The 22,611-nt window shown below is 55.6% G+C and carries 19 protein-coding genes and 2 pseudogenes; 8 read left to right on the top strand and 13 right to left on the bottom strand.

Annotated features, from left to right (window positions below; translation table 11 throughout):
- Positions 1 to 74: 74 nt before the first annotated feature.
- Both OYW20_RS00160 and OYW20_RS00165 read left to right on the top strand, forming a co-directional pair.
- Positions 75 to 869, top strand: coding sequence for an autoinducer binding domain-containing protein (locus tag OYW20_RS00160; RefSeq protein WP_268798736.1), 795 nt, complete (start codon positions 75 to 77; stop codon positions 867 to 869).
- An 84-nt stretch (positions 870 to 953) separates the two neighbouring features.
- Positions 954 to 1,523, top strand: coding sequence for an acyl-homoserine-lactone synthase (locus OYW20_RS00165; RefSeq protein WP_268798737.1), 570 nt, complete (start codon positions 954 to 956; stop codon positions 1,521 to 1,523).
- Positions 1,524 to 2,208: 685 nt separating this feature from the next.
- Here OYW20_RS00165 and OYW20_RS26035 read toward each other — a convergent pair.
- Positions 2,209 to 2,511, bottom strand: coding sequence for a LysR substrate-binding domain-containing protein (locus tag OYW20_RS26035; protein ID WP_408005444.1), 303 nt, complete (start codon positions 2,509 to 2,511; stop codon positions 2,209 to 2,211).
- 106 nt (positions 2,512 to 2,617) lie between these two features.
- On the opposite strand from OYW20_RS26035, the gene OYW20_RS00170 reads away from it, so the two are divergent.
- Positions 2,618 to 3,780, top strand: a protein-coding gene (locus tag OYW20_RS00170; protein ID WP_268798738.1) for an IS3 family transposase whose coding sequence is annotated in 2 segments (ribosomal slippage) — positions 2,618 to 2,870 and positions 2,870 to 3,780 — 1,164 coding nt in all. Because the reading frame shifts where the segments join, the coding sequence is not laid out codon by codon here.
- 3 nt (positions 3,781 to 3,783) lie between these two features.
- On the opposite strand, the gene OYW20_RS00175 is transcribed toward OYW20_RS00170, so the two are convergent.
- A complete protein-coding gene (locus OYW20_RS00175; RefSeq protein ID WP_268798739.1) occupies positions 3,784 to 4,344 on the bottom strand; it encodes a LysR family transcriptional regulator in 561 nt (186 codons plus the stop codon).
- A 117-nt stretch (positions 4,345 to 4,461) separates the two neighbouring features.
- Here OYW20_RS00175 and OYW20_RS00180 point away from each other — a divergent pair, with 117 nt between their 5' ends.
- Complete coding sequence (locus tag OYW20_RS00180; RefSeq protein WP_268798740.1) at positions 4,462 to 5,397, top strand: alpha/beta hydrolase; 936 nt, start codon at positions 4,462 to 4,464, stop codon at positions 5,395 to 5,397.
- A gap of 36 nt (positions 5,398 to 5,433) precedes the next feature.
- Here the strand turns inward: OYW20_RS00180 and tnpC are convergent.
- From tnpC to tnpA, 3 genes and pseudogenes are all read right to left on the bottom strand, one after another.
- Positions 5,434 to 6,881: pseudogene (gene tnpC, locus OYW20_RS00185) on the bottom strand (IS66 family transposase).
- A gap of 61 nt (positions 6,882 to 6,942) precedes the next feature.
- Complete coding sequence (tnpB, locus tag OYW20_RS00190) at positions 6,943 to 7,278, bottom strand: IS66 family insertion sequence element accessory protein TnpB (protein WP_268798741.1); 336 nt, start codon at positions 7,276 to 7,278, stop codon at positions 6,943 to 6,945.
- Entirely contained in the window at positions 7,275 to 7,607 is a 333-nt protein-coding gene (gene tnpA / locus OYW20_RS00195) for an IS66-like element accessory protein TnpA (RefSeq protein WP_268798742.1), read from the bottom strand. The genes tnpB (OYW20_RS00190) and tnpA overlap by 4 nt, the downstream gene beginning before the upstream one ends.
- An 82-nt stretch (positions 7,608 to 7,689) precedes the next feature.
- On the opposite strand from tnpA, the gene tnpB (OYW20_RS00200) reads away from it, so the two are divergent.
- Positions 7,690 to 8,121: an IS66 family insertion sequence element accessory protein TnpB gene (tnpB, locus tag OYW20_RS00200; protein ID WP_268798743.1), complete on the top strand. Its 432-nt coding sequence runs from the start codon at positions 7,690 to 7,692 to the stop codon at positions 8,119 to 8,121.
- Positions 8,122 to 8,211: 90 nt separating this feature from the next.
- Positions 8,212 to 9,777 (top strand): methyl-accepting chemotaxis protein, encoded by a 1,566-nt coding sequence (locus tag OYW20_RS00205; protein WP_408005534.1) that lies wholly within the window; start codon positions 8,212 to 8,214, stop codon positions 9,775 to 9,777.
- A gap of 488 nt (positions 9,778 to 10,265) precedes the next feature.
- Here the strand turns inward: OYW20_RS00205 and OYW20_RS00210 are convergent, their stop codons facing one another.
- The 4 genes from OYW20_RS00210 to OYW20_RS00225 all read right to left on the bottom strand — a co-directional run bounded on the left by OYW20_RS00210 (position 10,266) and on the right by OYW20_RS00225 (position 15,302).
- Positions 10,266 to 12,302: a TonB-dependent receptor gene (locus OYW20_RS00210; RefSeq protein WP_268798745.1), complete on the bottom strand. Its 2,037-nt coding sequence runs from the start codon at positions 12,300 to 12,302 to the stop codon at positions 10,266 to 10,268.
- A 222-nt stretch (positions 12,303 to 12,524) separates the two neighbouring features.
- Positions 12,525 to 13,565: a FecCD family ABC transporter permease gene (locus tag OYW20_RS00215; RefSeq protein ID WP_268798746.1), complete on the bottom strand. Its 1,041-nt coding sequence runs from the start codon at positions 13,563 to 13,565 to the stop codon at positions 12,525 to 12,527.
- Complete coding sequence (locus tag OYW20_RS00220; RefSeq protein WP_268801236.1) at positions 13,562 to 14,521, bottom strand: ABC transporter substrate-binding protein; 960 nt, start codon at positions 14,519 to 14,521, stop codon at positions 13,562 to 13,564. Before OYW20_RS00220 ends, OYW20_RS00215 begins: the two co-directional genes overlap by 4 nt.
- Position 14,522: 1 nt before the next feature.
- The gene (locus tag OYW20_RS00225; RefSeq protein WP_268798747.1) at positions 14,523 to 15,302 is read right to left on the bottom strand and encodes an ABC transporter ATP-binding protein; all 780 of its coding nucleotides are present in this window, start codon (positions 15,300 to 15,302) and stop codon (positions 14,523 to 14,525) included.
- A gap of 198 nt (positions 15,303 to 15,500) precedes the next feature.
- Between OYW20_RS00225 and OYW20_RS00230 the strand changes: the two genes are divergently transcribed.
- Together OYW20_RS00230 and OYW20_RS00235 are read left to right on the top strand one after the other, a co-directional pair.
- The gene (locus OYW20_RS00230; RefSeq protein WP_268798748.1) at positions 15,501 to 16,850 is read left to right on the top strand and encodes a CobW family GTP-binding protein; all 1,350 of its coding nucleotides are present in this window, start codon (positions 15,501 to 15,503) and stop codon (positions 16,848 to 16,850) included.
- Positions 16,847 to 17,887, top strand: coding sequence for a WD40 repeat domain-containing protein (locus tag OYW20_RS00235; RefSeq protein WP_268798749.1), 1,041 nt, complete (start codon positions 16,847 to 16,849; stop codon positions 17,885 to 17,887). Before OYW20_RS00230 ends, OYW20_RS00235 begins: the two co-directional genes overlap by 4 nt.
- Positions 17,888 to 18,313: 426 nt before the next feature.
- On the opposite strand, the pseudogene OYW20_RS26040 reads toward OYW20_RS00235, so the two are convergent.
- The 4 genes and pseudogenes from OYW20_RS26040 to OYW20_RS00250 form a co-directional block, all read right to left on the bottom strand.
- Positions 18,314 to 18,387 (bottom strand): annotated as a pseudogene (locus tag OYW20_RS26040) (haloacid dehalogenase type II); the annotation flags it as partial.
- Between the two features lie 319 nt (positions 18,388 to 18,706).
- Positions 18,707 to 19,984, bottom strand: a complete 1,278-nt coding sequence (locus tag OYW20_RS00240; RefSeq protein ID WP_268798750.1) for an NAD(P)/FAD-dependent oxidoreductase — start codon at positions 19,982 to 19,984, stop codon at positions 18,707 to 18,709.
- 69 nt (positions 19,985 to 20,053) lie between these two features.
- Positions 20,054 to 20,896 carry a GNAT family N-acetyltransferase gene (locus OYW20_RS00245; protein ID WP_268798751.1) on the bottom strand — a complete coding sequence of 281 codons (843 nt, stop codon included), beginning with the start codon at positions 20,894 to 20,896 and terminating at the stop codon, positions 20,054 to 20,056.
- 593 nt (positions 20,897 to 21,489) lie between these two features.
- On the bottom strand, positions 21,490 to 22,581 hold the full coding sequence (locus tag OYW20_RS00250; RefSeq protein ID WP_268798752.1) for a D-alanyl-D-alanine carboxypeptidase family protein: 1,092 nt from the start codon (positions 22,579 to 22,581) through the stop codon (positions 21,490 to 21,492).
- Between the last annotated feature and the right edge of the window lie 30 nt (positions 22,582 to 22,611).

The raw sequence follows: 22,611 nt of genomic DNA on the forward strand, positions 1-22,611 counted from the left end.
CTAGGGCAGTGGCCAGATGCAAGAAATTACAAGAATTGGTAGGTGATTAATCGTGGCGTTTATTCGTGTACGCGATGCGTGGTCTGACCGGGGCTGCGAGACGGGCAAAAGCGCTCTACACTGTTAAGCCGGTGGATGACCAGGAGGGCTCGTCGATGGGATTGGGAATGTTGGAGTGGTATAGCGACGTCATGAGAGAAATTTCGGCGGCTCATGAAATCGAAAATCTGGTGTCGATCCTGCACCGTGAGGCCATAGAGTGTGGCTTCGAACATGTTGGTCTGGCCTTGCAAGCGCCCACGCCTTTCACTCGGCGTAAGACGCTCATCATGGGCACCTATCCGCTTGAGTGGCAGGAGCGCTATGACGAGCAAAGTTATGGTGCGATTGATCCTGTGATTGAGCACAGCATGGCCAAAGCGGATGTCTTGAACTGGAGTGATGTTCAAGCCAGCTGCCACCGACGTTTCTTCGCCGAGGCCGCTCAGTTTGGCCTGGTTCATGGAATGACCTACAGTGCCTTGGCGACCAGCCGTGATACGCACGTCATCTCTTTTGCTCGAGGCCGTGGCCGGGTCAGTCAGATCGAGCAACTGGAGCTGGGGGTGAAGCTGCGTTGCCTGAGCGATGCCAGCCGCCAGGCGTTGGCGCGGTGGAACCTGTCGGCAGTCGAACGCTGCGTCCTTTCCGACAGGGAAGTGGAAATCCTCAGATGGACTGCAGACGGCAAATGCGTCAGTGATATCGCCCAGATCCTGTGCATCTCCGATAACACGGTGAATTTTCATATCAAGAAGATCGTCGGTAAGTTTGGATCGCCCAACAAGGCACACGCGGCCGCACACGCCGTGGCATTGAATCTGATCTGAACGCTCGCGCTACCAGAAGAGGTAGTTGTCGTTGATCGCTCGGTCATGGGGTAATTGCGTGCTTTCAAACTTCGGGTGATGCAGATGGATATTCTGGCGGGCAGCGCGAGTGAACTGGGCTACAGTGTCTACCAAGCACTTATACGTTTTCGCTACGAGGTTTTCATCCGCAAGCTGCGCTGGCGCCTACCATTAGATCGACAGGCGGCCCAAGTAGAGACCGATCAGTTCGATACGCCTCATGCGCGCTACATCGTTGGCCTGGAGGATGGACAGGTCGTGAGTTGCGCTCGATTATTGCCCACGCTCAAACCTTATCTACTGGGAGAGGTTTTTGCGTGGATCAGCGATGCTCCGTTGCCGGTCGATCCACATGTGTGGGAAGTATCGCGCTTCGCTGCTGCCAAACAGGCCGGTCCTGATGTTGGGGCTGCGCTCTTTCGCCATGCGCTGTTAGAAGCGGGTGCATCGGGGGCCGATACTGTCGTGGCGGTCACGACGGTGCAGTTGGAAAGATACTTTCGCAGGCACGGCATTTGGCATGAGCGTATGGGCCCGACGCACCGACACGAGAACGACACACTGGTGGCGCTGCGTTTTCAGGCGGGGCAGCAAGGTGCCTTGCCGTGCCCACGACATAAGATGTCGGCTTGAACCAAGCCTCTCGCGCGTTCACCACGACCCCGTCCCAGGCACCAGTGACACAGCGAACTGACTGGGTAGCTGCGCTTGACGGTTGGGGTAACGGATCTCGGGCAAAGATTTCTCGTCGATTTCTCGCAGATTTTCTTTGTACCATTTTTCTACTTTTAGCTCCCGATGCAGTTTCCAGAAAGATCCCGGCATCCTAGCTGATCCTCTGCCATCTGGCAGGTGTCACCGCCTTGAAGGATGACCCTCAGCACCCTGCTAGCAGAGCAAGAAGCGGTTAGAGCAGCCAAGGCAAATATCGATACGTGGAAGTGGTGTCGGTCAAATCAATGTAAAAGGGCAGCCAACGCCAGGTAATCGTTCCATTGATTTTCGAAAAGCCGTATCTATTTCCAATCCTCCACCTCACACCAAGAGCCGGATGCGAAACGCTAGGGAGCTTACAGAAAGGCTGGTGGCGATAGTCAGTTGCAGGATTTAGCCGCATGTCCAAACTTTATTCCAAAGATCGCTTTCGGTAGGTACGAAAAATCAATGACTTAAGCCGATTTTACGTACAAATTTTATTCAAAAGAGACAGCGACCGGTGATTTTAAAGAATTAAAGCTGTCGCAAGCGGCCGCTTTCCCCCTTTGCGTTCTCATGACGCCGCGAACGCCGCAAGCTGAGTGCTATCGCTTCCTGTCCTCTAGCATTTCCAGCGTTCAACCATCAAGTCAATGAAGCCCCGAACCTTCGGTGGTAAATGCTGCTTGCTTGGATAGATCGCGTGAACTGGCACCTCTTCGGTGCCATATGCCTGAAGCAATTGCTGCAGGCGGCCATCGTTAAGGTAGTTAGCCGCCAAGAACGTAGGCAGGTAAGCGAGACCTAAACCTAGGAGAGCTGCATCTCGAATTGCCTCTGCGCTGTCCAGCCTTAGCCGACTGTTCGGACTGAGCTTTAGCCACTCGCCGCTTGCGTCTTGTAATCGCCAAGGTTGGCGCTTCATGCGGCTGCTAAACACCAGACATTCGTGGTGGAGAAGATCATCTGTAGTAGTCTAATGAAACCGGACACCCATTTAGGCGAGAATGCTCGCCAGAACGAGGTGTCAGATGACCAAACAACGCCGTACCTTTTCCCCTGAATTCAAGCGCGAGGCTGCCGACCTCGTTCTCAAGCAGGATTACAGCTTCATTGAGGCCAGCCGCTCGCTTAGTGTCGGCGAGTCGGCTTTGCGCCGCTGGGTTGACCAGGTGCAGCAAGAACGCACGGGCGTCACCCCGCAGAGCAAAGCGCTGACCCTGGAGCAGCAGAAAATCCAAGAGCTGGAAGCCCGAATTGCTCGCCTTGAGCGGGAAAAATCAATCTTAAAAAAGGCTACCGCGCTCTTGATGTCGGAAGATCTCGAGCGTTCGCGCTGATTGACCAGTTGAGCATCCACGAGCCGGTTGATTGGCTGTGCAAGGTGTTTGAAGTGACCCGCTCGTGCTACTACGCTCGGCGTCTCAGGCGCCGCACACCGGATGTAGAACGCCTTCGATTGCGCAGTCGGGTGAACGAGTTGTTCACCCAAGGCCGCAGTGCTCCCGGTAGCCGTAGCATCATGGCCATGATGCAGGACGACGGCGAGCAGATCGGGCGATTCAAGGTGCGCAGCCTGATGCGCGAGCTGGAGTTGGTCAGCAAACAACCGGGATCGCATGCCTACAAAAAGGCGACGGTCGAGCGGCCCGACATCCCTAATATTTTGAACCGGGAGTTTGATGTGCCCGCTCCTGACCACGTCTGGTGTGGCGATATCACTTATATCTGGGCTCAAGGGAAATGGCAGTATCTGGCGGTTGTGCTAGATCTTTTTGCCCGCCGTGTTGTGGGCTGGGCGTTGTCGGGAAAGCCGGATGCCGACTTGGTCATCAAGGCCTTGGACATGGCTTACGAGCAGCGAGGGAAGCCTCAAGGTTTGCTGTTCCACTCCGACCAGGGCTCGCAATATGGAAGCCGTAGTTTTCGCCAGCGCCTTTGGCGATATCGCATGCGTCAGAGCATGAGCCGGCGAGGAAATTGTTGGGATAATGCGCCGATGGAGCGGGTGTTCAGGAGCCTGAAAACCGAGTGGATACCGACCATGGGCTACACGACGGTCCAACAAGCTCAGCGGGATATCAGCCATTTTTTGATGCACCGGTACAACTGGATTCGACCGCACCAATTTAATGGTGGGCTGCCACCGGCTCAGGCCGAGAAAAAACTTAACGTCGTGTCCGGGATCAGTTGACCACTACACATCCGCAGTTTGAGGCATTCCATGAGCTTGCAAGTAGGCGGGGGCAGCACAAATGACTGCGCGATGATGAGCCACCGTGCGAGATACAAGGCTGGTATCTGTTGTATGGCTGCCAATGCGTACAGCGAGATCGAAGCCTTCGTCAACGATATCTACCACCCTGTCCGAGAAGCTTGCATCGACCTGAATATCGGGCCAAAGCCGCTGATACTCGGCCAGCAATGGAAGTACCAACAATCGGCCGAGCGCATCAGGCAGACTAATGCGCAGGTTTCCTCTTGGTGCACCTGCCTTCTGACCCACACTCTCTTGTGCTTCTTCTAAATTGCTGAAGATCTGAATGCAGTGCTGGTAGAACAGTTGACCGTCATCCGTGATGCTCATGTTTCTAGTCGTGCGATTGAGGAGCCGCACGCCAAGATGGGTCTCTAGGCGAGTAATTGCCTTACCCGCTGCCGAGCGGGTCAGCCCGAGCGAACGGCCGCCAGCAACGAAGCTTCCGGTCTCTACCACGGCCATGAATGTGCTCATTTCATCTAGATTCAAACGACTCATAAGCAACTCCAACCGGCACCACAGAGGGGAAATTTGTTCGTCAATGAGAAGAATATACTAGAACCACAATCGCTAATCCTGATGCATTGCATCGGAATCTCCTTTGAGGAACTACGCATGGCCTTCTCCACGCTTGTTCAGGCCCGTCTCGACGCCTGGGTTGCATCCGCTGCTGAATTTGGGCCCTTTCTTCTAGGGCAGGAAACGAACACTACCCTTGATGAGCAACGCAAAGCTTACGAACAGGTATTGTCCACGCACCCGATTCCCGCAGGCATAACCTCTCATGACGTCGATATGGGCGGTGTGCCTGGCAAGGTTGTGGTGCCGGAGGCACTTGAGGGCAATCGAATTCTTCTCTTCATCCATGGCGGGGGCTATGTGGGCGGTAGCTCGACTGGGTATCTGGGGCTAGCTGGGCACTTCGCGAAACTACTCGGAGCAAAGGTCTATCTGCCGGACTATCGCCTAGCGCCAGAACATCCATTCCCGGCACCCATCGACGACACACTGGCGTCCTATCGATGGTTGCTCGACCAAGGTCACGATCCCAAATCCATCGTGTTCTCCGGCGACTCGGCTGGCGGTGCAATGGTCGTATCGGTGATGGTCAAGGCCCGCAACGCAGGCTTACCGTTACCAGCGGGCGGAGCAGCTTTGTCTCCGTGGGCAAACCTGGAGCACACTGGCGCATCCATCGACAATCGTAACGGCCTGGATCCGCAGGCATCACGTCTGGGCCTGACGTTGCTGGCCAAAGCGTTTCTCAACGGCACCCTACCAACTGATCCCGATGCATCGCCTGTCTTTGCTGACGTCAGAGGCTTGCCACCCATCCTTGTGCAAATAGGTGAAAACGAAGTCATGCTCAGTGACGCAATGCGGCTCGCTACGCACCTGGGTGAAAATCGTGTACGGGTGTCCCTCGAAGTCTGGCCGGGTATGTTTCACGTCTGGCATATGTTCGCAGCAGTCTTGCCGGAAGGGATGCAGGCTGTAAAAAATGCTGCCTTGTTCTTGGATCAAGCCATACGTGATAGTCAACCCAGCTAAGCTTTCAAGGTATGAGTCTAGGTAAGTCAGTAGTGCTTATTGGCGTATGGATAAGCTCGAACACTCAGAAACCCACCTATGTGGAAGTAGTTGATCGATTTCACTCGCCCGTTGCGTTGGCAGCCGCGGCAGCACATCCTTCAGAGATGTATACGGATCATGACCATTCAGGCGCAGAGACTGGATCAAACTCATGATCGCTGCCGCCCGTTTGCCGCTACGTAACGACCCTGCAAAGAGCCAATTCTTGCGTCCAAGAGCCCATGGTCGGATCTGGTTCTCTGCCCAGTTATTGTCTATGGGTACAGCTCCGTCATCGAGATAGCGCGACAGCGCTGCCCAGCGTTTCAGGCTGTAATCGAGTGCTCTGCTGATGGCAGAGCCTTCGGGCACCAGATCGCGCTGGGCGCTCATCCAGACATCCAGCATGTCCATGACCGGGACGGCTTTTTCTTGCCGTATTCGACGCCGTAAATCCGGTTCAAGGTCGCGGCCTTCGCTCTCGATTTTGTACAGCAACTGGATATTACGCAGGGCCTGCTCGGCGAGCAGGCTCTTGTTGGTGGCGCGCAGTTCGAAGAACTTGCGCCGTGCATGGGCCATGCACCCAATCTCGGTCACGCCGAGTTCAAAGCTGGCCTTGTAGCCGCCAAAATCGTCGCAGACCAGCTTGCCCCTCCAGTCTTGCAGGAAGTTGCGAGCATGCTCACCGGCAAGGCTGGGACTGGTGTCATAAACCACCGCTGCCACGTCCGAGAACTGGCTGTTGGCGTAGGCCCAAACATAAGAACGGTGGGTTTTCTTGGTTCCCGGCATGAGCATTTGCACCGGTGTTTCATCGGCGTGGATGACTTGTTGCCCGAGCACCACGTCGCGCAGCGCATCAACCAGCGGCTGCAACTGAACCCCAGTCACACCAACCCATTGAGCCAATGTTGAACGTGGAATCGCCAAGCCTGCTCGACCGAAGATCAATTCCTGACGGTAAAGCGGCAGATGGTCAGCAAACTTGGCAATCATAACGTGTGCAAGTAGGCCCGCAGTCGGGATGCCCTTATCAATAACCTGCGCCGGAACCGGTGCCTGGATCAGCGTTTCGCAGTCATCGCAGACCCACTTGCCACGGACATGGCGTTCGACGGTGAACACGCCGGGCGTGTAGTCAGCTTCTCGCTGACGTCCTCGCCGATGCGCTTGAGGGCACAGCCGCATGGGCAGTGAGTGTTGTCCGGTTCGTGATAGATCAGTGTGCGTGGAAACTCAGCCGGTAATGCAGTGCGCTTGGGCGTCTGCTTTTTCTCGGTCGCCGCTGGCACTGTTTGCAAGGCCTGAAGCTCTGGTTCAATCGCTGTGATATCGGTATCGATCAGCGTTTGATCACGGTTGATCTTCTTGCCCATCGTGTCGACTTGCGACAGCAACTGCGCTGCCAAAGCACGCAGTTGGTCGGGGGACATTTGGTCGAGATTGGGAGAAGAAGTCATGCGCCGGATTTTGCCAGAGCAGGCGCTTCGCGGCGATAGACCGATAGGCTAATGGCAGCCGTTAAAGCAGTGTGATCGAGCCTCCAGAACCTGCGCTTTGCCATGGCAGACCCAGCACCAATGCTTGAAGTTGCTCGGTATCCAGTTCCATTTCAGAACCATGGCGAATGCCGGGCCAGTGAAACTTGCCTTGGTTTAACCGGCGCGCCGCCAGCCATATTCCGAAGCCGTCATGCACCAGCACTTTCATGCGATTGGCGCGGCGGTTGGCGAACAGATAAGCGCAGTGCGGCTGCGCCGCACCGAACACGGCGATCACCTTGGCTAACGCCGTTTCGGTGCCTGCGCGCATGTCCATCGGTTCGGTGGCGAGCCAGATGGAGTCGATGCGAATCATCGCAAAAGGTCTCGAAGAAAAGTCGCACAGGCGGCAGCACTTTCAGTCGGCCAGTTCACTTTGACGGTGCCGCGCGGGTGCTGTATTTCAAGACAGATATTCGATGATGCTGAGTGCAAGCTTGCCCCAGCCAGCGGCACGGGTAACGGAAAAAATGCAGGTTGCAGCGCTGTTCTTTTCTGCGATTGCAGCCGAATCCATTTGTGGACGAGGTTTTTGTTGAGTTTATGGCTGAGTGCGATGCTGGCAATCGAAGCGCCGGGCTGTGAACACTCTTGAATGACCTGGGCCTTGAAGGACTTGGAATAGGAACGGCGTGTTGGCTGCATGAAATACCCACTTAAAAGGCTAGAACTGGTGCCCACTTAAATTTAAGTGCACACCATGTCTTGGCTTTGCGGGGCTGGGTAGATGACTTGGCCGGATGCATACATTTCAGCGGTGTCACCGCTTGGTAGACGACCTGCGTGCGCTGATACCGAAACGGCGTTAGCCAAGGTGGTCGCGGTGTTCGGTGCGGCGCAGCCGCACTGTACTTATCTATATGCCAATCGCCGCGCGACTCGGATGAAAGTGCTGGTACACGATGGGATTGGCGTTTGGCTGGCTGCACGTCGTTTGAACCAAGGCATAGATTTCACTGGCCAAGTATTCAACAAGGCAGCGAAATGCAGTTGGATACCGAAAAACTTCGGGCCTTGGCGCTCAGCCTACCTTGGCAGGCGTCGGTGCTGGTGGTGCGGTCAAATAGCTAAAAACTCTGTGAGTTTCTCCTCGACTCTCAATCCGTCCACTAAGCTCACTCTGCCTAAAGTTTTCCACTTCAGGTCGATAGCCCCTTAAGCACCGCTATCATCCCCTTGGTAACAGGAAGTTCCTATGCGCCTTAGAAATCTAAACCTAGCCCCGAGAGCCTCTCTGTTTTTCGCGCTCATTGTCGCATTAGTTTTTGTACTCGGCGCAGTCGCTGCGGTGCAGATGGGAAAGCTGCGGGACGCCGAAAAAGACGTCGAAACCAATTGGCTACCCAGTATCAGGCAAACAGCCTTGATTAATGCTGGGATACTTCGTCTAAGGCTTGAAACTCTACGAGCCATCTCTGACGCCCAAACCCTTCAGTCGACCTTGGCGGCCTTCCCCAGCTACCGGAAGGTTTTTACGGATGCAATTATCAATTATGAGCCTTTGATAGCGAGCGACCGGGAGCGCGCGCTGTATTTAACGGTAAAGGCGTCCGCCGAGGAATACTCCAAGCAACTGGATGCTCTCATCTCGGCGTTAACAAGGGGTGATACTGCTGCTGCGGCCAACATGGTGAGTACAGGCATCCGTCCCCTGACGAACAGGATGGAAGGAGAGATCAAGGCCTTGGCTGACTTCAACAACGACGGAGCAGCACTGGCTGGGCAATATGCAACCGACACCTACTCATCTGGTTTGTGGATGATTGTTGGGCTTATTGCGGGCGTCGTAGTCCTGACGGTCGCTTTGGCAACCCTTTTGACGAAAAGCATAACGACTCCTATCAGCGATGCCCTGTCTATTGCCGAGCGAATCGCAGGTAGCGACCTTTCGAAGGAGGTGAAGATCAGCGGGACTGATGAGGCCGGACGATTGTTGAAAGCGCTTGCACTGATGCAGGAAAACCTTCGTAACACCATTATGCAAATTGGTGATTCATCGACCCAACTGGCCTCCGCTGCAGAGGAGATGACGGCGGTTACTGAGGAATCTAGTCGAGGTCTTGTTTCGCAGAATGATGAAGTCAACCAAGCCGCCACAGCTGTCACCCAAATGAGCGCTGCCGTTGATGAGGTGGCCCGCAATGCTGAGTCAGCTTCGGAAGAGTCGCGTCGCACCCAGGGTTTTACAGAGGCAGGATTGGAGAGAGTCGCTCAAACGTTGAAGTCTATTCAAAAGCTGAGCGGTAATGTTGAAAGCACGAGTGACAAGATTCAGGTGCTGTCTCAGCGCGCTCAAAGCATCAATAAAGTAGTGGAAGTGATTCGAGCTATTGCTGAGCAGACCAATCTTCTGGCCTTGAACGCCGCAATTGAGGCGGCGCGAGCCGGTGAGCAGGGACGTGGATTTGCAGTAGTCGCCGACGAGGTCAGGGCGCTGGCCCACCGAACCCAGTCCTCGACTCAAGAAATCGAGCAGATGATCTCTAGCATGCAGAGCGATTCAGCAGAAGCGGTAGAGGCCATGAGCAAGAGCAAGGAACTGGCAAATCAAACCCTTGATGTTGCACAAGAGGCCAGCAGTTCACTGGATCAAATCTCCAAGGGCATTACGCAGATCAACGAACGCAACCTGTTGATCGCCACCGCTTCTGAGGAGCAGGCACACGTTGCCCGCGAAGTTGATCGTAATCTTGTCAGCATTCGAGAGCTTGCTGTTCAGAGCTCTGCAGGCGCTAGTCAAACCGCTACCGCGTGCGGCGAAATGTCAAAGTTGGCGGTGAACCTTAACAAGCTGGTGAGTCGCTTCGTGGTGTAGCAGGACTTTGAAGGATGTGGAATAGGTACGGCGTTCTAGTTGCATGGGCGTCCCCGTAAAAAAGCTAAAAATGGTGTCCAACTTTTCGGGGTCGGATCAAATTTAGGTGGGCACCATCGCCTTAAGCGATGGCATCAGGAAGGTGTGTTGCCCGGACGGTTACCGTGGAAGCGCAAGGATGTCTAACCAGAGCATCGGTCGCTAACCGGCCGAGGTCGTATAAAACGTTTTCGAGCGCGACAGTTACTCAAAACCGGACTGGAAATCGCGCATCTGCGCGAAATCCAAATCTTCTGACGTGCCGATAAATGTCAGATTTAACGTAGATGCGCGCACTTCAATTTTGACGAAGCGTTTTTTACACACTCTGGACCCATAGCTGACGAATGAATGGTCCGTGGTTGCTTCAACGCTTTCAATGAGCATCATCAGGCTTCGACAAGGGGACGTCCCCATGCCCAAGCCAGTCGACGACTAGGTGGGGCGGGTTAGAAGGTCGTGCGCAAACCGACTTCTACGCTTCTTCCTTGAGCCGGAGCAATATCGCGCAGGATTGAGCTGGCATATCGCACGGTCTGATTCGTCAGGTTTTCACCGTTGATGAAGGCCAGCCACTGGCTATCGCCCAGATCAAATTTATACCCGGCACTGGCGCCCAAAGTTGTATAGCCGTCAGTACTGGATTCATTATCCGGAACCTTGTGCTGCGAGCTCGCATGTTCGACATTGATCCGCGCCTGCCACCTGTCCAGTTCCCATAACAGACCACTATTCAAACGCAGAGGCGCGATTCGTGGCAAAGCTTCTCCGGTATCCAGGTTTTTGGCCCGGGTATAGTCACCAGAAAGCTCCAGGGCAAGGCTGCCATATCGGTTTTCTCCCAGTTTCCAATGGTCTTGGGCTTCAAAACCGCTAAAGCGCGCGCGTACGCCTGAGTAGTTGTATTCGGGGATACCTTCTGCGTCCTGTTCGCCGTCGTCATTGAGGGTGCGACCGCTTCCCAGTAATCCGATGTAGTTGGAGAAATGACTGTAGAACACGCCTACGCTGCCTTTGTGAGTGCCGTTATCGAAACGCAGCGCCAGGTCGCTAGACACGGCTTTCTCTTTGGACAGTCCAGCATCGCCGCGCTCATAGGTGCCTGTCGCGACGTGCGCGCCATTGGCATAAAGCTCGTAGAACGTCGGTGCACGTTCTGTATAGCCCAAGGTGGCTGCCAAGGACCAGATGGGGTTCAACGTGTAAACGGCACCCGACGACAAGCTGCCGGCAGTGAAACTGCTGGAATTCTCCGCGTTGGCGAAACGCTCGTTGCCTTTGCTATCCGGATCTACTGTGGTGTGCTCAAGCCTTCCGCCGAGACTGAGCTTAAGACGGTCGGTCGCCTGCAACTCTTCCAGGATGAACACCGCTCCTGCATTGGTATCCGTCTGAGGCACGAATGCCTCTTCTCCCAACGCAGAGAATTCACCGCGGGTAACCTGTGCGCCTATAACGCCTTCCACAGGACCGATCGGTTGATGGCGGGCCTCAATCCGAGCTTCGTAACCCTTGTTTTTGAAGGTGGTACCCACTTCTCCGCCTTCGATTTCACGATGTTCGTAATCGGTGTAACCGGCGTCTAGCTTCACAGAACTGAAGGGGCCACTAAGGTTGCGGATCTCCGACGCGAAAGCGTAATGCTCCTGTTGCATGCGAATTCGCACATCTTGCTCCGCCGGCGAGCCATAGTTGGAGTCGTAGTTGCTGTATGAGAGTCCCGCGTAGCCATCATCCCAAGTGTAAGAGCCGCCCACCGCCCCGCCGTCCTGCCGACCGTCGCTGTTGCCAAGGCGATGTTTTTTGTCGTTGCCTTCCTCTCTGGCGCGTTGATCGGAGGTGCGAGCGTAGCCTGGAATCCGCAAATCATTGAACTCACGTGCGTTGGCATCAATATGCAGCGCAAACTGGCCGTTGCCGGCTTCAAGCTTCCCCGCGCTGCTGCGCGTAGTGTCAGCGCCGCCGTAACGTAGTTCGCCGGCACCGTGAATACCTGCGATTGCCTCTGTAGGAATGCGGTTATCAAAGGTATTGACCGCCCCGCCGATTGCGCTACCACCGTATAACAGAGCTGCCGGACCTCGGACGATTTCGATGCGGTCGACAGTCGCTGGATCAAGAGGAACGGCGTGGTCATAAGACAGTGACGACGCATCGAGCGCTCCGATACCGTTGCGAAGGATACGGATGCGATCACCATCCTGGCCGCGAATGATAGGGCGGCTGGCCCCAGGCCCGAAATAAGACGAGGAGACGCCCGGCTGCTTGTTGAGTGTCTCGCCGAGGCTACCGGCTTGCTGAAAGGTCAGATCATCACCCTCAAGCACAGATGCAGGCGATGCAAACTGATTGCTGCCCAACGGATTGGCGGTAATTACCTGAGGCTGTAAGTCGACAATGTTCGCAGCGTGGGAAGGCGTGCATAGCAGCATGGCAGCGGCCAATGGCGACAACCGCCAGAACAGATCTTTGGACAGGGCGAGCATGATGGTTCCTTGGCAAGGCAGATCATAGAAACGTAGAAAGATCAGGATGATAGCAATATATAGTTACAATATAACATATCTTTTATTTGCGAATCGTTCCCGCTCTAGCTCTGCCTCTACCCGCGTGACTACGTCGCTTCGTTTTTACCAGACACGTACACGTCTCATGCTTCGGGCCAGCCATATTCGATTGAGTGGATCGAGTAAGGGCCGTACTAGGCATCAACCACGCTTCATCATGACTGCGAAAAACATCCCTCCCAATAGCGCGGTTGCAATGCCGATTGGCAAATCTTCGGGGGCAATGATTGTGCGTGAAACGACGTCCACCCACATCACCAGCAACCCCCCTATGAGAGCGGCTACAGGCAGTAGCCGACGATGCTCTGCTCCGACCAGACGCCTTGCCATATGAGGGACCATCAATCCTACGAACCCAATGGCCCCGCAGAGCGCCACCAGAACTCCGGTTATCAATGATGCAATCAGGAACACTGCAAAACGTACTTTATGCACCTGCAGACCAAGGCTGACCGCAGTCTGATCACCTGCCATTAGCCCATTCAACGAACGCGCGAAGCCTTGCAGTAGCAGCCCTCCTGTCACCACCACTACTAACGGCACGCCCAATAACTCCCAGCGAGCCAGACCAAGACCACCCAGCATCCAGAAAAGCACGGATGAGCTGGCACGATGGTCACCCATGAAGAGCATCAGGTTGGCTATGGCCATCATTACGAACGAAACAGCCACCCCGCCCAGTAGCAGCCGCTGACTGTCCAACCTACCACCGCCACTGGCCAGCCAAAGCACCAGGCACAAGCTGGCCAGTGAGCCGACAAAGGCCGCGAGCGGCAACGTCAATGTGCCGAGGACTTCACCCAGGTGCATGACCACGACGACTGCCCCTAACGTGGCGCCTGATGTAGCGCCCAGCAAATGTGGATCTGCCAGTGGATTGCGTGTTGCGGCTTGCAAGACCGTACCAACGAGGGCAAGTCCCGCCCCGACGAGCGCCCCGAGCAGCACTCGCGGTGCACGAATCAGCCAGACAATCGTTTCCTGGCCAGGCGTCCAGGATGAGGTGACTGGGATTTGTCCAGTCAACCTTACCGCTAGAATATCGATAACTTTCACCAGCGGCACCGGCGTCGAACCAAAAGTAGTACACAGCAGACAAGACCCTAACAAAAGGGTCGTCAGCACGATCACCAGACCCGTGTAACGTCGTGGTCGCTCGGAAAACCACTGAGACGTGATCACGGTGTCACGCCATGTAGACCGGCCGCCAACGCCTGAACCGCTGCGATGTTATCGATACCTGGCGTCACCGCGACATAAGGAAGGACGATGTAGCGGTGGTGCCGAATAGCGCTTATGGATTGCAACGCCGGATTGGTTTCAAGGAAATGCTTCTTTTGGGCAGCGCTGACTTCGCCATAATCAACGATGACGATAACTTCAGGATCACTCGCGACGACTGACTCCCAGTTTACGTGCGTCCAGCTAGCGTTGACGGAGTCCATGACGTTACGGCCGCCCGCAGCGCTGATCAGTGCTTGTGGCACCGCCAGCCGTCCTGCGGTCATCGGCCTGTCCTCACCGCTGTCATAAAGAAAAACACGAGGGGTAGGCTTCCCGGCCACCCGAGTTCGAACATCGTTCAACGACCGCTGCATGTCGGCGACCAGAGTTTCGGCTTTGTCCTCGACATCAAATATTTTACCCAGATTGATCAGATCCCGATAAACGTCTTCCAACGCTGCGCTTTTCCGGGCCATGATCTGCGCACACGACTCAGTCAATTCGTAGGCCTGAATGCCCATTGATGCCAAGGTTTGCGGGGTTACATCGCCGCCGACGCGCATGCCGTAGTTCCAGCCGGCGAAGTAAAAGTCCGCATCAGCGTTAAGCAGCGTTTCTATTGAAGGATATTTGCTGGCCAGCTCGCGTAGACCAGCAAGTCGACTCAACAGCTCCGGGGTGGGCTTGTTCCAGCCGCTGATACCTGTGTACCCCACCATGTTTTTTTGTAGACCTAATGCCACCATCATCGAGGTCAGGTTGACGTCGTTACTGACCGCGCGTTGCGGAGGCGCCTCAAAGGTTACGGTGCGGTTGCAACTTTCGATCGTTACTGGATAACGAGTGGCAGCAGCCTGCGCTACGTGAGAGCTCAGCACGGTCAGCATAGGGAGCAGGAGAAGATAACCTTTCATGTCATGTGATCCAGGTAATTCGCGGGTATTCATGCAGCGGATGTTTGTCGACCAATGCCTGAGCCCCGAACACTTCGTATAGCAGATGCGGCGTCAGTACCTCCCAAGGAGTGCCACTCGCCACGAGCTGGCCGTGATGGATGACGTAGAGGCGGTCGCAAAAAGCAGCAGCAAGATTAAGGTCATGAACAGTGGCCAATGTCGCTACGCCGAGCCGCTTGATCAAACCCAATAGCTCAATCTGGTGCCGGGGATCGAGGTGGTTCGTCGGCTCGTCCAACAGCATCAGTCGCGGCTGCTGGACCAGGGCACGAGCCAGCAGGCAACGCTGCTTCTCTCCGCCGGACAGAGTGTCGAAGCGATGTTGCCCGTAGCCATCCAGATCAACGGCGGCCAGCGCCTCTATTACAAGCAAACGATCCTGCGCACTATCACCTGCAAAAAAACGTTGGTGAGGTGCGCGTCCCATCGCAATCACATCCACAAGCTTGAGTCCGAACGCATCTGGAAACTCTTGCCCTACGACTGCTACGTGCCTAGCACACCAGCGCGCACTACGTGCCCAGACATCATGGTCGCTGACGCAGACCTTACCTTGATGAGGTCGGCTATAACGGAACGCGCAGCGCAGCAGGCTTGTTTTGCCGCTGCCATTAGGACCAATCAGGCCAACGAACTCACCAGGCGCGATGCGCAGGTTGATGTCCCTGAGGGCAAAGTGTGCATGCGCGCATACAGGAGCGTGCTCCGGTTCCCATGCCAAGCGCTCCAACGCAAGCATTACAGCTTTGCACCTGGAGCAGTTCGTGCTGAAAAAGTGCGGTAAGGATGGATACGGATGGAGAGCATTAGAGGGAATCATTCAGGCGATATGTAAGTGTTATACTATAACATTATTGGTCTCTCCGTAAGAGATGTTGCATCTCCCTGCTCAAACAGGAAGACTGGTGTTATGAAATAACATATCAAGGTTTCTCTAATGTCTGATTCTCGCATACCGGTCACCGTGCTTACCGGCTTCTTGGGCGCCGGTAAAACCACGCTTCTGAACCATATCCTGAGCCGCGAACACGGCATGCGCATCGCTGTGATCGAAAATGAATTCGGTGAAATCGGAATCGATGATGCCCTGGTCATCCACGCCGACGAAGAAGTGTTCGAGATGAACAACGGGTGCATTTGCTGCACGGTACGGGGGGATCTGATACGAATCCTGGGCAAGCTCATGCGTCGCCGGGACCGTTTTGACCATGTCATCATCGAAACGACTGGTATGGCCGATCCTGGCCCGGTATCCCAAACCTTCTTCGTCGACGACGAGATACGCGATGCATTCCGGCTGGACGGCATCATTACTGTGGTAGACGCCAGGCACGTTTTGCAACACCTGGACGACACGGCCGAGGTGCGTGAGCAGATTGCGTTTGCTGATGTAATACTGCTGAACAAGACTGATCTGGTGGAGCGCACCGAGATTGATCAGCTTGAATCCCGTCTACAGACCATGAATGCACTAGCGACTTTCCACCGCACCGTCAACGCCGAGATCGATATTCCCACTGTTCTGCAGGTTGGCGGCTTCGATCTGGAAAACATGCTTCAACGAAGGCCCGACTTTCTCGAAAGAGAATATCCATTCGAGTGGGCAGGTATCGTTTCACTATCGGCAGGTAGCGTCCAACTCAAGTTTGAGTCGGGGCCAGACCCGCATATTGGCGTTTTGCTGTTGCCCGTACGGGGTGCTTCCGAGCAGGACCTGGACAAAGCAGTCGATACGGCAGACAAAGCGTTCCGAAACGCTGACACACGGCCGGTGGCGACGAACAAGCTAATCGGAGGGCGCAGCGTGAAGAATTTGCAGGTGCCGGTCCAGGGCGTTGAAAGCTTTATCGACTTGATCATTCCCTCGGACGGCCACTACGCATTGTTCACCGAACATGGACCGGAAGAGTTCAACCTGCGCCTGGAGCGCAATGGTGAGGCCGTCCGGCCAATGATTGAAAACCGGTTTGCCGGCGCTCACAGCCATGATGAAGACATCACGTCGGTGGGGCTAACCGTGACAGGACCGCTCAGCGAAGAAAAAGTGAATCGATGGCTCGGCCCGTTACTGGCGCGCAACGGTCAGGACATGCTCAGAACCAAGGGCATTCTGGATATCGCCGGGGAAGATCGGCGCTTTGTCGTACAAGCGGTGCACATGCTTCTCGACGGCGGGCCCGACCGGCCCTGGAGAGAGGGAGAGCAGCGAAAGAGCGATATCATTTTCATCGGTCGCAACCTGGACCGCGCTGCATTGACCAAGGGTTTTGAAGGATGTCGAGCATGACTACGGCTGACGACCATCAGGACGCAGTGCTAAAGCTGCAGACCCTTTGGCTGCACGAAGGTCCAGAGCACATCAATGCATTGCAGTGGTCCTGTGATGACTCTCTCATCGCTGCGGCATACGCAGACGGATCTGTAGCGGTACTGGAAACCAAGGCGGGGAAGCAGTTGTGGCAAGCGCACGCTCATGGGATGGACGCCAGCGTTGTGCAATGGTCGCCAGATTCGCAGTGGCTGGCCACCGCCGGTCAGAGCAATGGCGTGATCTTGTGGAATGCGCGCGAAGGCACTGTCGCGCATCGCCTGGACTGCGGAAAAGGCTGGGTTGAGCATTTGAGCTGGGGGCCTGATGGCTTGCTGGCATGCGCTTGCGGGCCAGTGATTACACTGTGGTCAACTCAAGGCACCCTGGTCCAGAGATTCGAACCCTGTGTGAGTACCGTCACGGGTCTTCAGTGGATGCCAGGCGGTCGTTTATTCAGCAGCTGCTATGGCATGGTCAATCAGTGGTCTGCCAATCACTCCACCCCGCGGCGCTTCTACCCGTGGAAGGATTCTCTGCTGAACTTGGCAATTAGTCCTGACGAACGCTTTATCGCGTCGGGTTGCCAAGACAGCTCCGTCCACTTATGGCGCCTTAAAAGTGGGGCGGATTTTCAAATGAGCGGTTACCCGGCCAAGGTTCGGCACGGCGCGTGGAGTCATGACAGCCAATACTTCGCGACGGCTAGCGCAGAATTAGTTGTGGTCTGGAGCTGCTCGGGCGATGGTCCCGAGAAGACCAAGCCTTTGATGCTTCCTGTTCATGCAGAGTCAGTGACTGCGCTGGCATTCAGCCATCGAGACCAGCGTTTAGTCAGCGGCAGTAGTGAAGGTCTGGTGTTTGTAATAGACCTTGAGCACTCAGAACCATTAGCAGGCCTGCATAACGTGGCATCTATAGGAGCGATAGCGTGGAATCACAACGACCAGGTTGTTGCGATAGGTGATGGGCTAGGCCGACTACAAATTTGCGCAGTTCCCTTAATGCACCATTGAGTCGTTACACTGGCTGCCTAGCATTAGTACTCGGCTTTGGAAGGGGGGCGGTTTCTTTATTTCGCACTTTCTACTGCTTTACCAAACCAGTATCCATGAGCATCAATTGTCTCAACGTCGAGATTGCGCTTTTAGCCAATTGCTGCCTGTTGCGAAGGGCCGCTTTGGGTCCAGAGTGTGTAAAAACGATTTTCGGCGAGATAGGCATCTAAAAACGACCTAAAATCGCGTCCCTGCGCAAAATCTCTATCTGCTCACTTACCGACAAATTTCAGATTGTTGGCGCTGATGCGTTTTTGACCCAGGCTGCTGAATTTGATTGACCTAGATGCGGCATCTGAAAGCCCGCGCAAAGACTTCGTTCACAGGGTGTTTGGATAGGTCAACGAACTCCGGCAGCCTGGGTCAAAATCGCATCAGTGCCAACAGCGTGCCCATATGAAAGTTAGTCAACGTGGCGTAGCAATCGAAAGTAGGTACTTTGGTCGAAGCAAGCTCATTTAGTGCGGTCCTGTATAAGGTCAAGGGCATAACGTGTTGAACAGTGTCACCGCTCCAGAAGTACCAGAGCGTTGCTGCACCACAAAATGATTACACCACCAAGCCATTCGAACCCTTTAAAGTGGCGGCCCGCCTGGCATAAATCACTGTTTTCAGCCCCGCCCTCGGTAGAGTTTGCGGAGCGCACCACGCACTGGCCAATACTCCGCTCATGCACTTTATGAGTGTTTTTACCGACCTGAGCTCGGTGAGCGTGAACCGAATTTTTTAGAGCACCTAACACCATACCGTCTAAGCACCAGCCATACCGCGCCGCGTTCATCGCAGAAGGTCTTGAAACCGGTAATACGCACCCACCAACGGCAAAAACCAAGGATTCCCGAAATGCCCGGGAATCGCCGGCCAAGTGAAATCCCGCCATGGGTTCAAGTCGGAGCGGCCGTCGAGAACTTCGGCCATGATCGCGCCCATATAGGTCGACATATGCGTGCCGTGGCCGCTGTAGCCCATTGAATAAAACAACCCATCATGCTCACCGGCTCGGGGAAGGCGGTCGCGGGTCATATCGATCATGCCACCCCAACAGTAATCAATGCGTGTATTGCTCAATTCCGGAAATATTTCGATCAGCGATTTCTGCAGGATGATCCCGCTTTTCATGTCGGAGGCGGGATTAGAAGTGGCGAACCGCGCACGACCACCGAACAGCAAACGATTGTCGGGAGTAACCCGAAAGTAATTGACGAAGTTTTTCGTATCGGTAGTCATGCGTCGGCGTGGCACCAGACGGTCAAGCACCTCGGTTGAAAGAGGCTCTGTGACGATGATAAACGCCCCCACCGGCACGATGCGCCGGCGAAACCAAGTCAAGGGGCCCACCGAGCATGTGCCGGTCGCAAGCAACACCTGCTTGGCGCGCACTTCACCGCGCGGCGTCTTGACCTGGTGCACGGTGCCAGTCTGACGAGAAAGACCAAGCACCGGTGCATTTTCATAGATACGCACCCCGCGCCGGGCAGCTGCCTCTGCCAGTCCCTGACCATAGCGGCCAACGTGCATGCCAGCGCTTTTGCCGAAAACCAGGCCACCAAAATACCGGTCTGAACCGATCTCGCCGCTCAACTGCTCGCGCGTCAACATGTAGGTGTCGGGGTCGCACTCCTGTTCCATGAGCGCCTGCGACCGAGCCAGCTTGTCAAAGTGCTCAGGCTTCGCCGCAAGTTTGAGCTTTCCGACGCGCTTGAAGTCGCAGTCGATGCCTTCCTCCAAGATCAGGGATTCGACCTTACTGACACCGGCATCAAAGGCGCGGTACAACATATTCGCGCGCTCACGCCCAATGGCAGTCGACAGTGCGTAGTAGTCCTGAGCAAAGCCGTTGTTACACATCCCGCCATTGCGACCGGAAGCGGCATTGCCGACCAGGCCGGCTTCGAACACGGCCACGCTCGCGCCCTTTTTGGCAAGCGCAATGGCGGCGGACAAACCGCTAAAGCCGGCGCCGACTATTGCTACATCCACCTCGCCACTGGGCGCATCACGTTCACCCGCTGCAAATTTAGGCGCGGTATCCAGCCAGTAGGGCATCAGTTTCATAAGGGGCTGTCCATTATTTCAGGGTTAATCATCGGTTCGCGCATTGCAAAATTTCGCGGGCAATACGTGTCAACCGATCGACTGGTTAGACAGGGCGAACAGCCGCGCATCAGTTTCAGCAGGGCAAACCTGCAATGAAGTCAGGCGCACCATGGGTATCGCATGGCCGACACAGGGCAGACCTTGCTCGGCCAACCACTGCGATAAGCCAGTGTCTTCAGTGACGTCGATACGCACGAACTGTCCGCGATGGGCATCGGCCAGTGACGCGATTAGCGCCCGGGCATCCGCTGTAGCGGCAGGCCCACTGGCGATTACCGGACCGATGACCACACCCCGCCCAAACTCGCGTACACAGCCGTAAGCTGACACACCCGCGCCGCGATCAATGACCAAGGTACTGGCATAGTCGAACAAGGCTCTCAGTAATACACTGCGGTCCCGACCTGTGGCGGCCAGATCCAGTTGTTGCAGCGGTTGCACGTCATAGGCTTGCATGACACGCACGTTCACCGAATCAGGAACAAAGTGAGCGGCGTGTTCAAGCATCGCCTGGTGCTGGTTGACCTTCCCATGGGCAGCGAAGCCGAGCCGTGTGTACAGTGCCAGGCCTTCCTGGGTGGAATTGAGGATCAGCGTTCGCTCGCCGGCCTGCTGCATCAGCTGATCCATCAGGGCGCGCCCGATGCCCTGACCCTGCAGCGAGGGTGAAACAATGATCATGCCTACCGATGCATGGTTTTCACCTTGTGGCCACCACAATGCCGTGGCCACCAATTGCCCCTCAACCTCAACCGCAAGACCAGCGCCAAGATCGAAGGCAAAGCGCCAGTCCGCCTCGCGGTAAGGCCAGCCCAAAGCGGCTGAAAGACCAACCGCCTGCGGTAGATGATCTGCGCGCAGCGGCATCATGCACGGAGCCGAGCCCGTAGCGGGTGCTGCACATAATGTTCCTTGGGGGTTGCTCACTCGGGAGTGCCTCGGACCGGTATTTTGTCGACGATGTCGCGATTCGGATGGCTGCAACACACTTTCATTACAACACCAGGAAATCAGCAGATGGTGTTAAACAGACCGTGTGGCTGATAGGAAAAACCGTATTGCCTGCGTGCTTCAGCAGACTTTGCGGCTCGCGCTAGGCTAAGAGCCCTTAGCAGTGCCATTGATCGAAGATTTTTGTCCCGAGCCTACGTCTGGATAACCTGCGCATCGCTCTCAAGAATTTTAGCAATGACTTTGTCAGGAATTTGCCAAATCCCATCGGGGCAGACCATGCGATCCGAGATGAGCGCCGTGCGTGTACTTTGTCTGAGAAGTAGCTGCGGAATGCCAATAGTGGGCGCTTTTTCGGCAATTAGCTGGCAGTTGCAGAATGGCGAATTGTGCCGCGAGACGGGCACCAGCTCACCATGCCTCCCTTTCACCACGTGAGCTTATGCCGGGGTCAATGAGCGCAAAAGCGCTGGAGCCATTGGTTCTTCATACGGCTTTAACCGCGCTCTTCCTCACGTATCTTCCGAGTTGAAGAACCCGCGAATGAACAGCTTCAGCGAATCCCAGGTGCGGATCCACCAGCCTGCGGATTCGCCGTCTTGCAGCGCGATCAATGGGCGAGACGCGAGTTTCTGATCACCTTCATAAAGTTCCAGGCTACCGACCACCGCGCCCTGTGCGATGGGCGCAACCAGCGGGTCATCCAGATTGAGGCGGGTTTCTAGCTTGCGGTTTTGATTCTTGGGCAGGGTCAGCGAAATATCGTCGAGCAAGCCCACTTCCAGTGTGCGTTGCTCGCCTTTCCAGAGCACCGGTCGGGCCAGCACTTGCCCGGCCTTCGTATAAGTCTGGGTGTCATAGAACCGGAAGCCATAGCTCAGCAACTTTTGGGCGTCGTTCGCGCGATTGTTCATCGACGTCGAACCGAACACCGCCGTGATCAAGCGCCGGCCGTCACGTACCGCTGAAGTGACCATGCAGTAGCCCGCCGCTTCGGTGTGGCCGGTTTTCAGGCCGTCGACCGACTTGTCACGCCACAGCAACAGGTTTCGGTTGGGCTGACGGATGTTGTTCCAGGTGAAGTATTTTTGCTTATACAGCCCGTAGTAGGCGGACTCATCGGTGATGATCGCGCGGGCCAGCCTGGCCATGTCTTCGGCAGAAGAATAATGCTCTGGCGCTGGCAGGCCGGTGGGATTGATGAAGTGGGTGTCGGTGAGGCCAAGCTTTTGGGCGGTGGCGTTCATCAAATCAGCAAAGCTGTCTTGGCTGCCCGCCACGTGTTCCAAAAGCGCGACGCTGGCATCGTTGCCTGAATCGATGACGATGCCACTCAACAAATCATGCACCGACACCTGACTGCGCGGATCAAGAAACATGCGCGAGCCTTCAGTGCGCCACGCGTTCTCGCTGATCGTCACCAGATCATCGGCTTTGAGGCGGTTGGCCTGGATTTCATTGGTGGCCACGTACACCGTCATCAGCTTGGTCAGGCTGGCGGGCGGCAAGTGCTCGTGCTCGGCGTGGCTGGTGATGATGTCGCCACTGGCGGCATCCATGAGCACCCATGCTTGAGCGCTCAATTGTGGGGGGGAAGGGGTCATGGGGCCCGAGGGCACCGGCGCGGCAAGCGC

The organism is Pseudomonas sp. BSw22131 (assembly GCF_026810445.1).
GTDB classification, from domain to species: Bacteria; Pseudomonadota; Gammaproteobacteria; order Pseudomonadales; family Pseudomonadaceae; genus Aquipseudomonas; species Aquipseudomonas huanghezhanensis.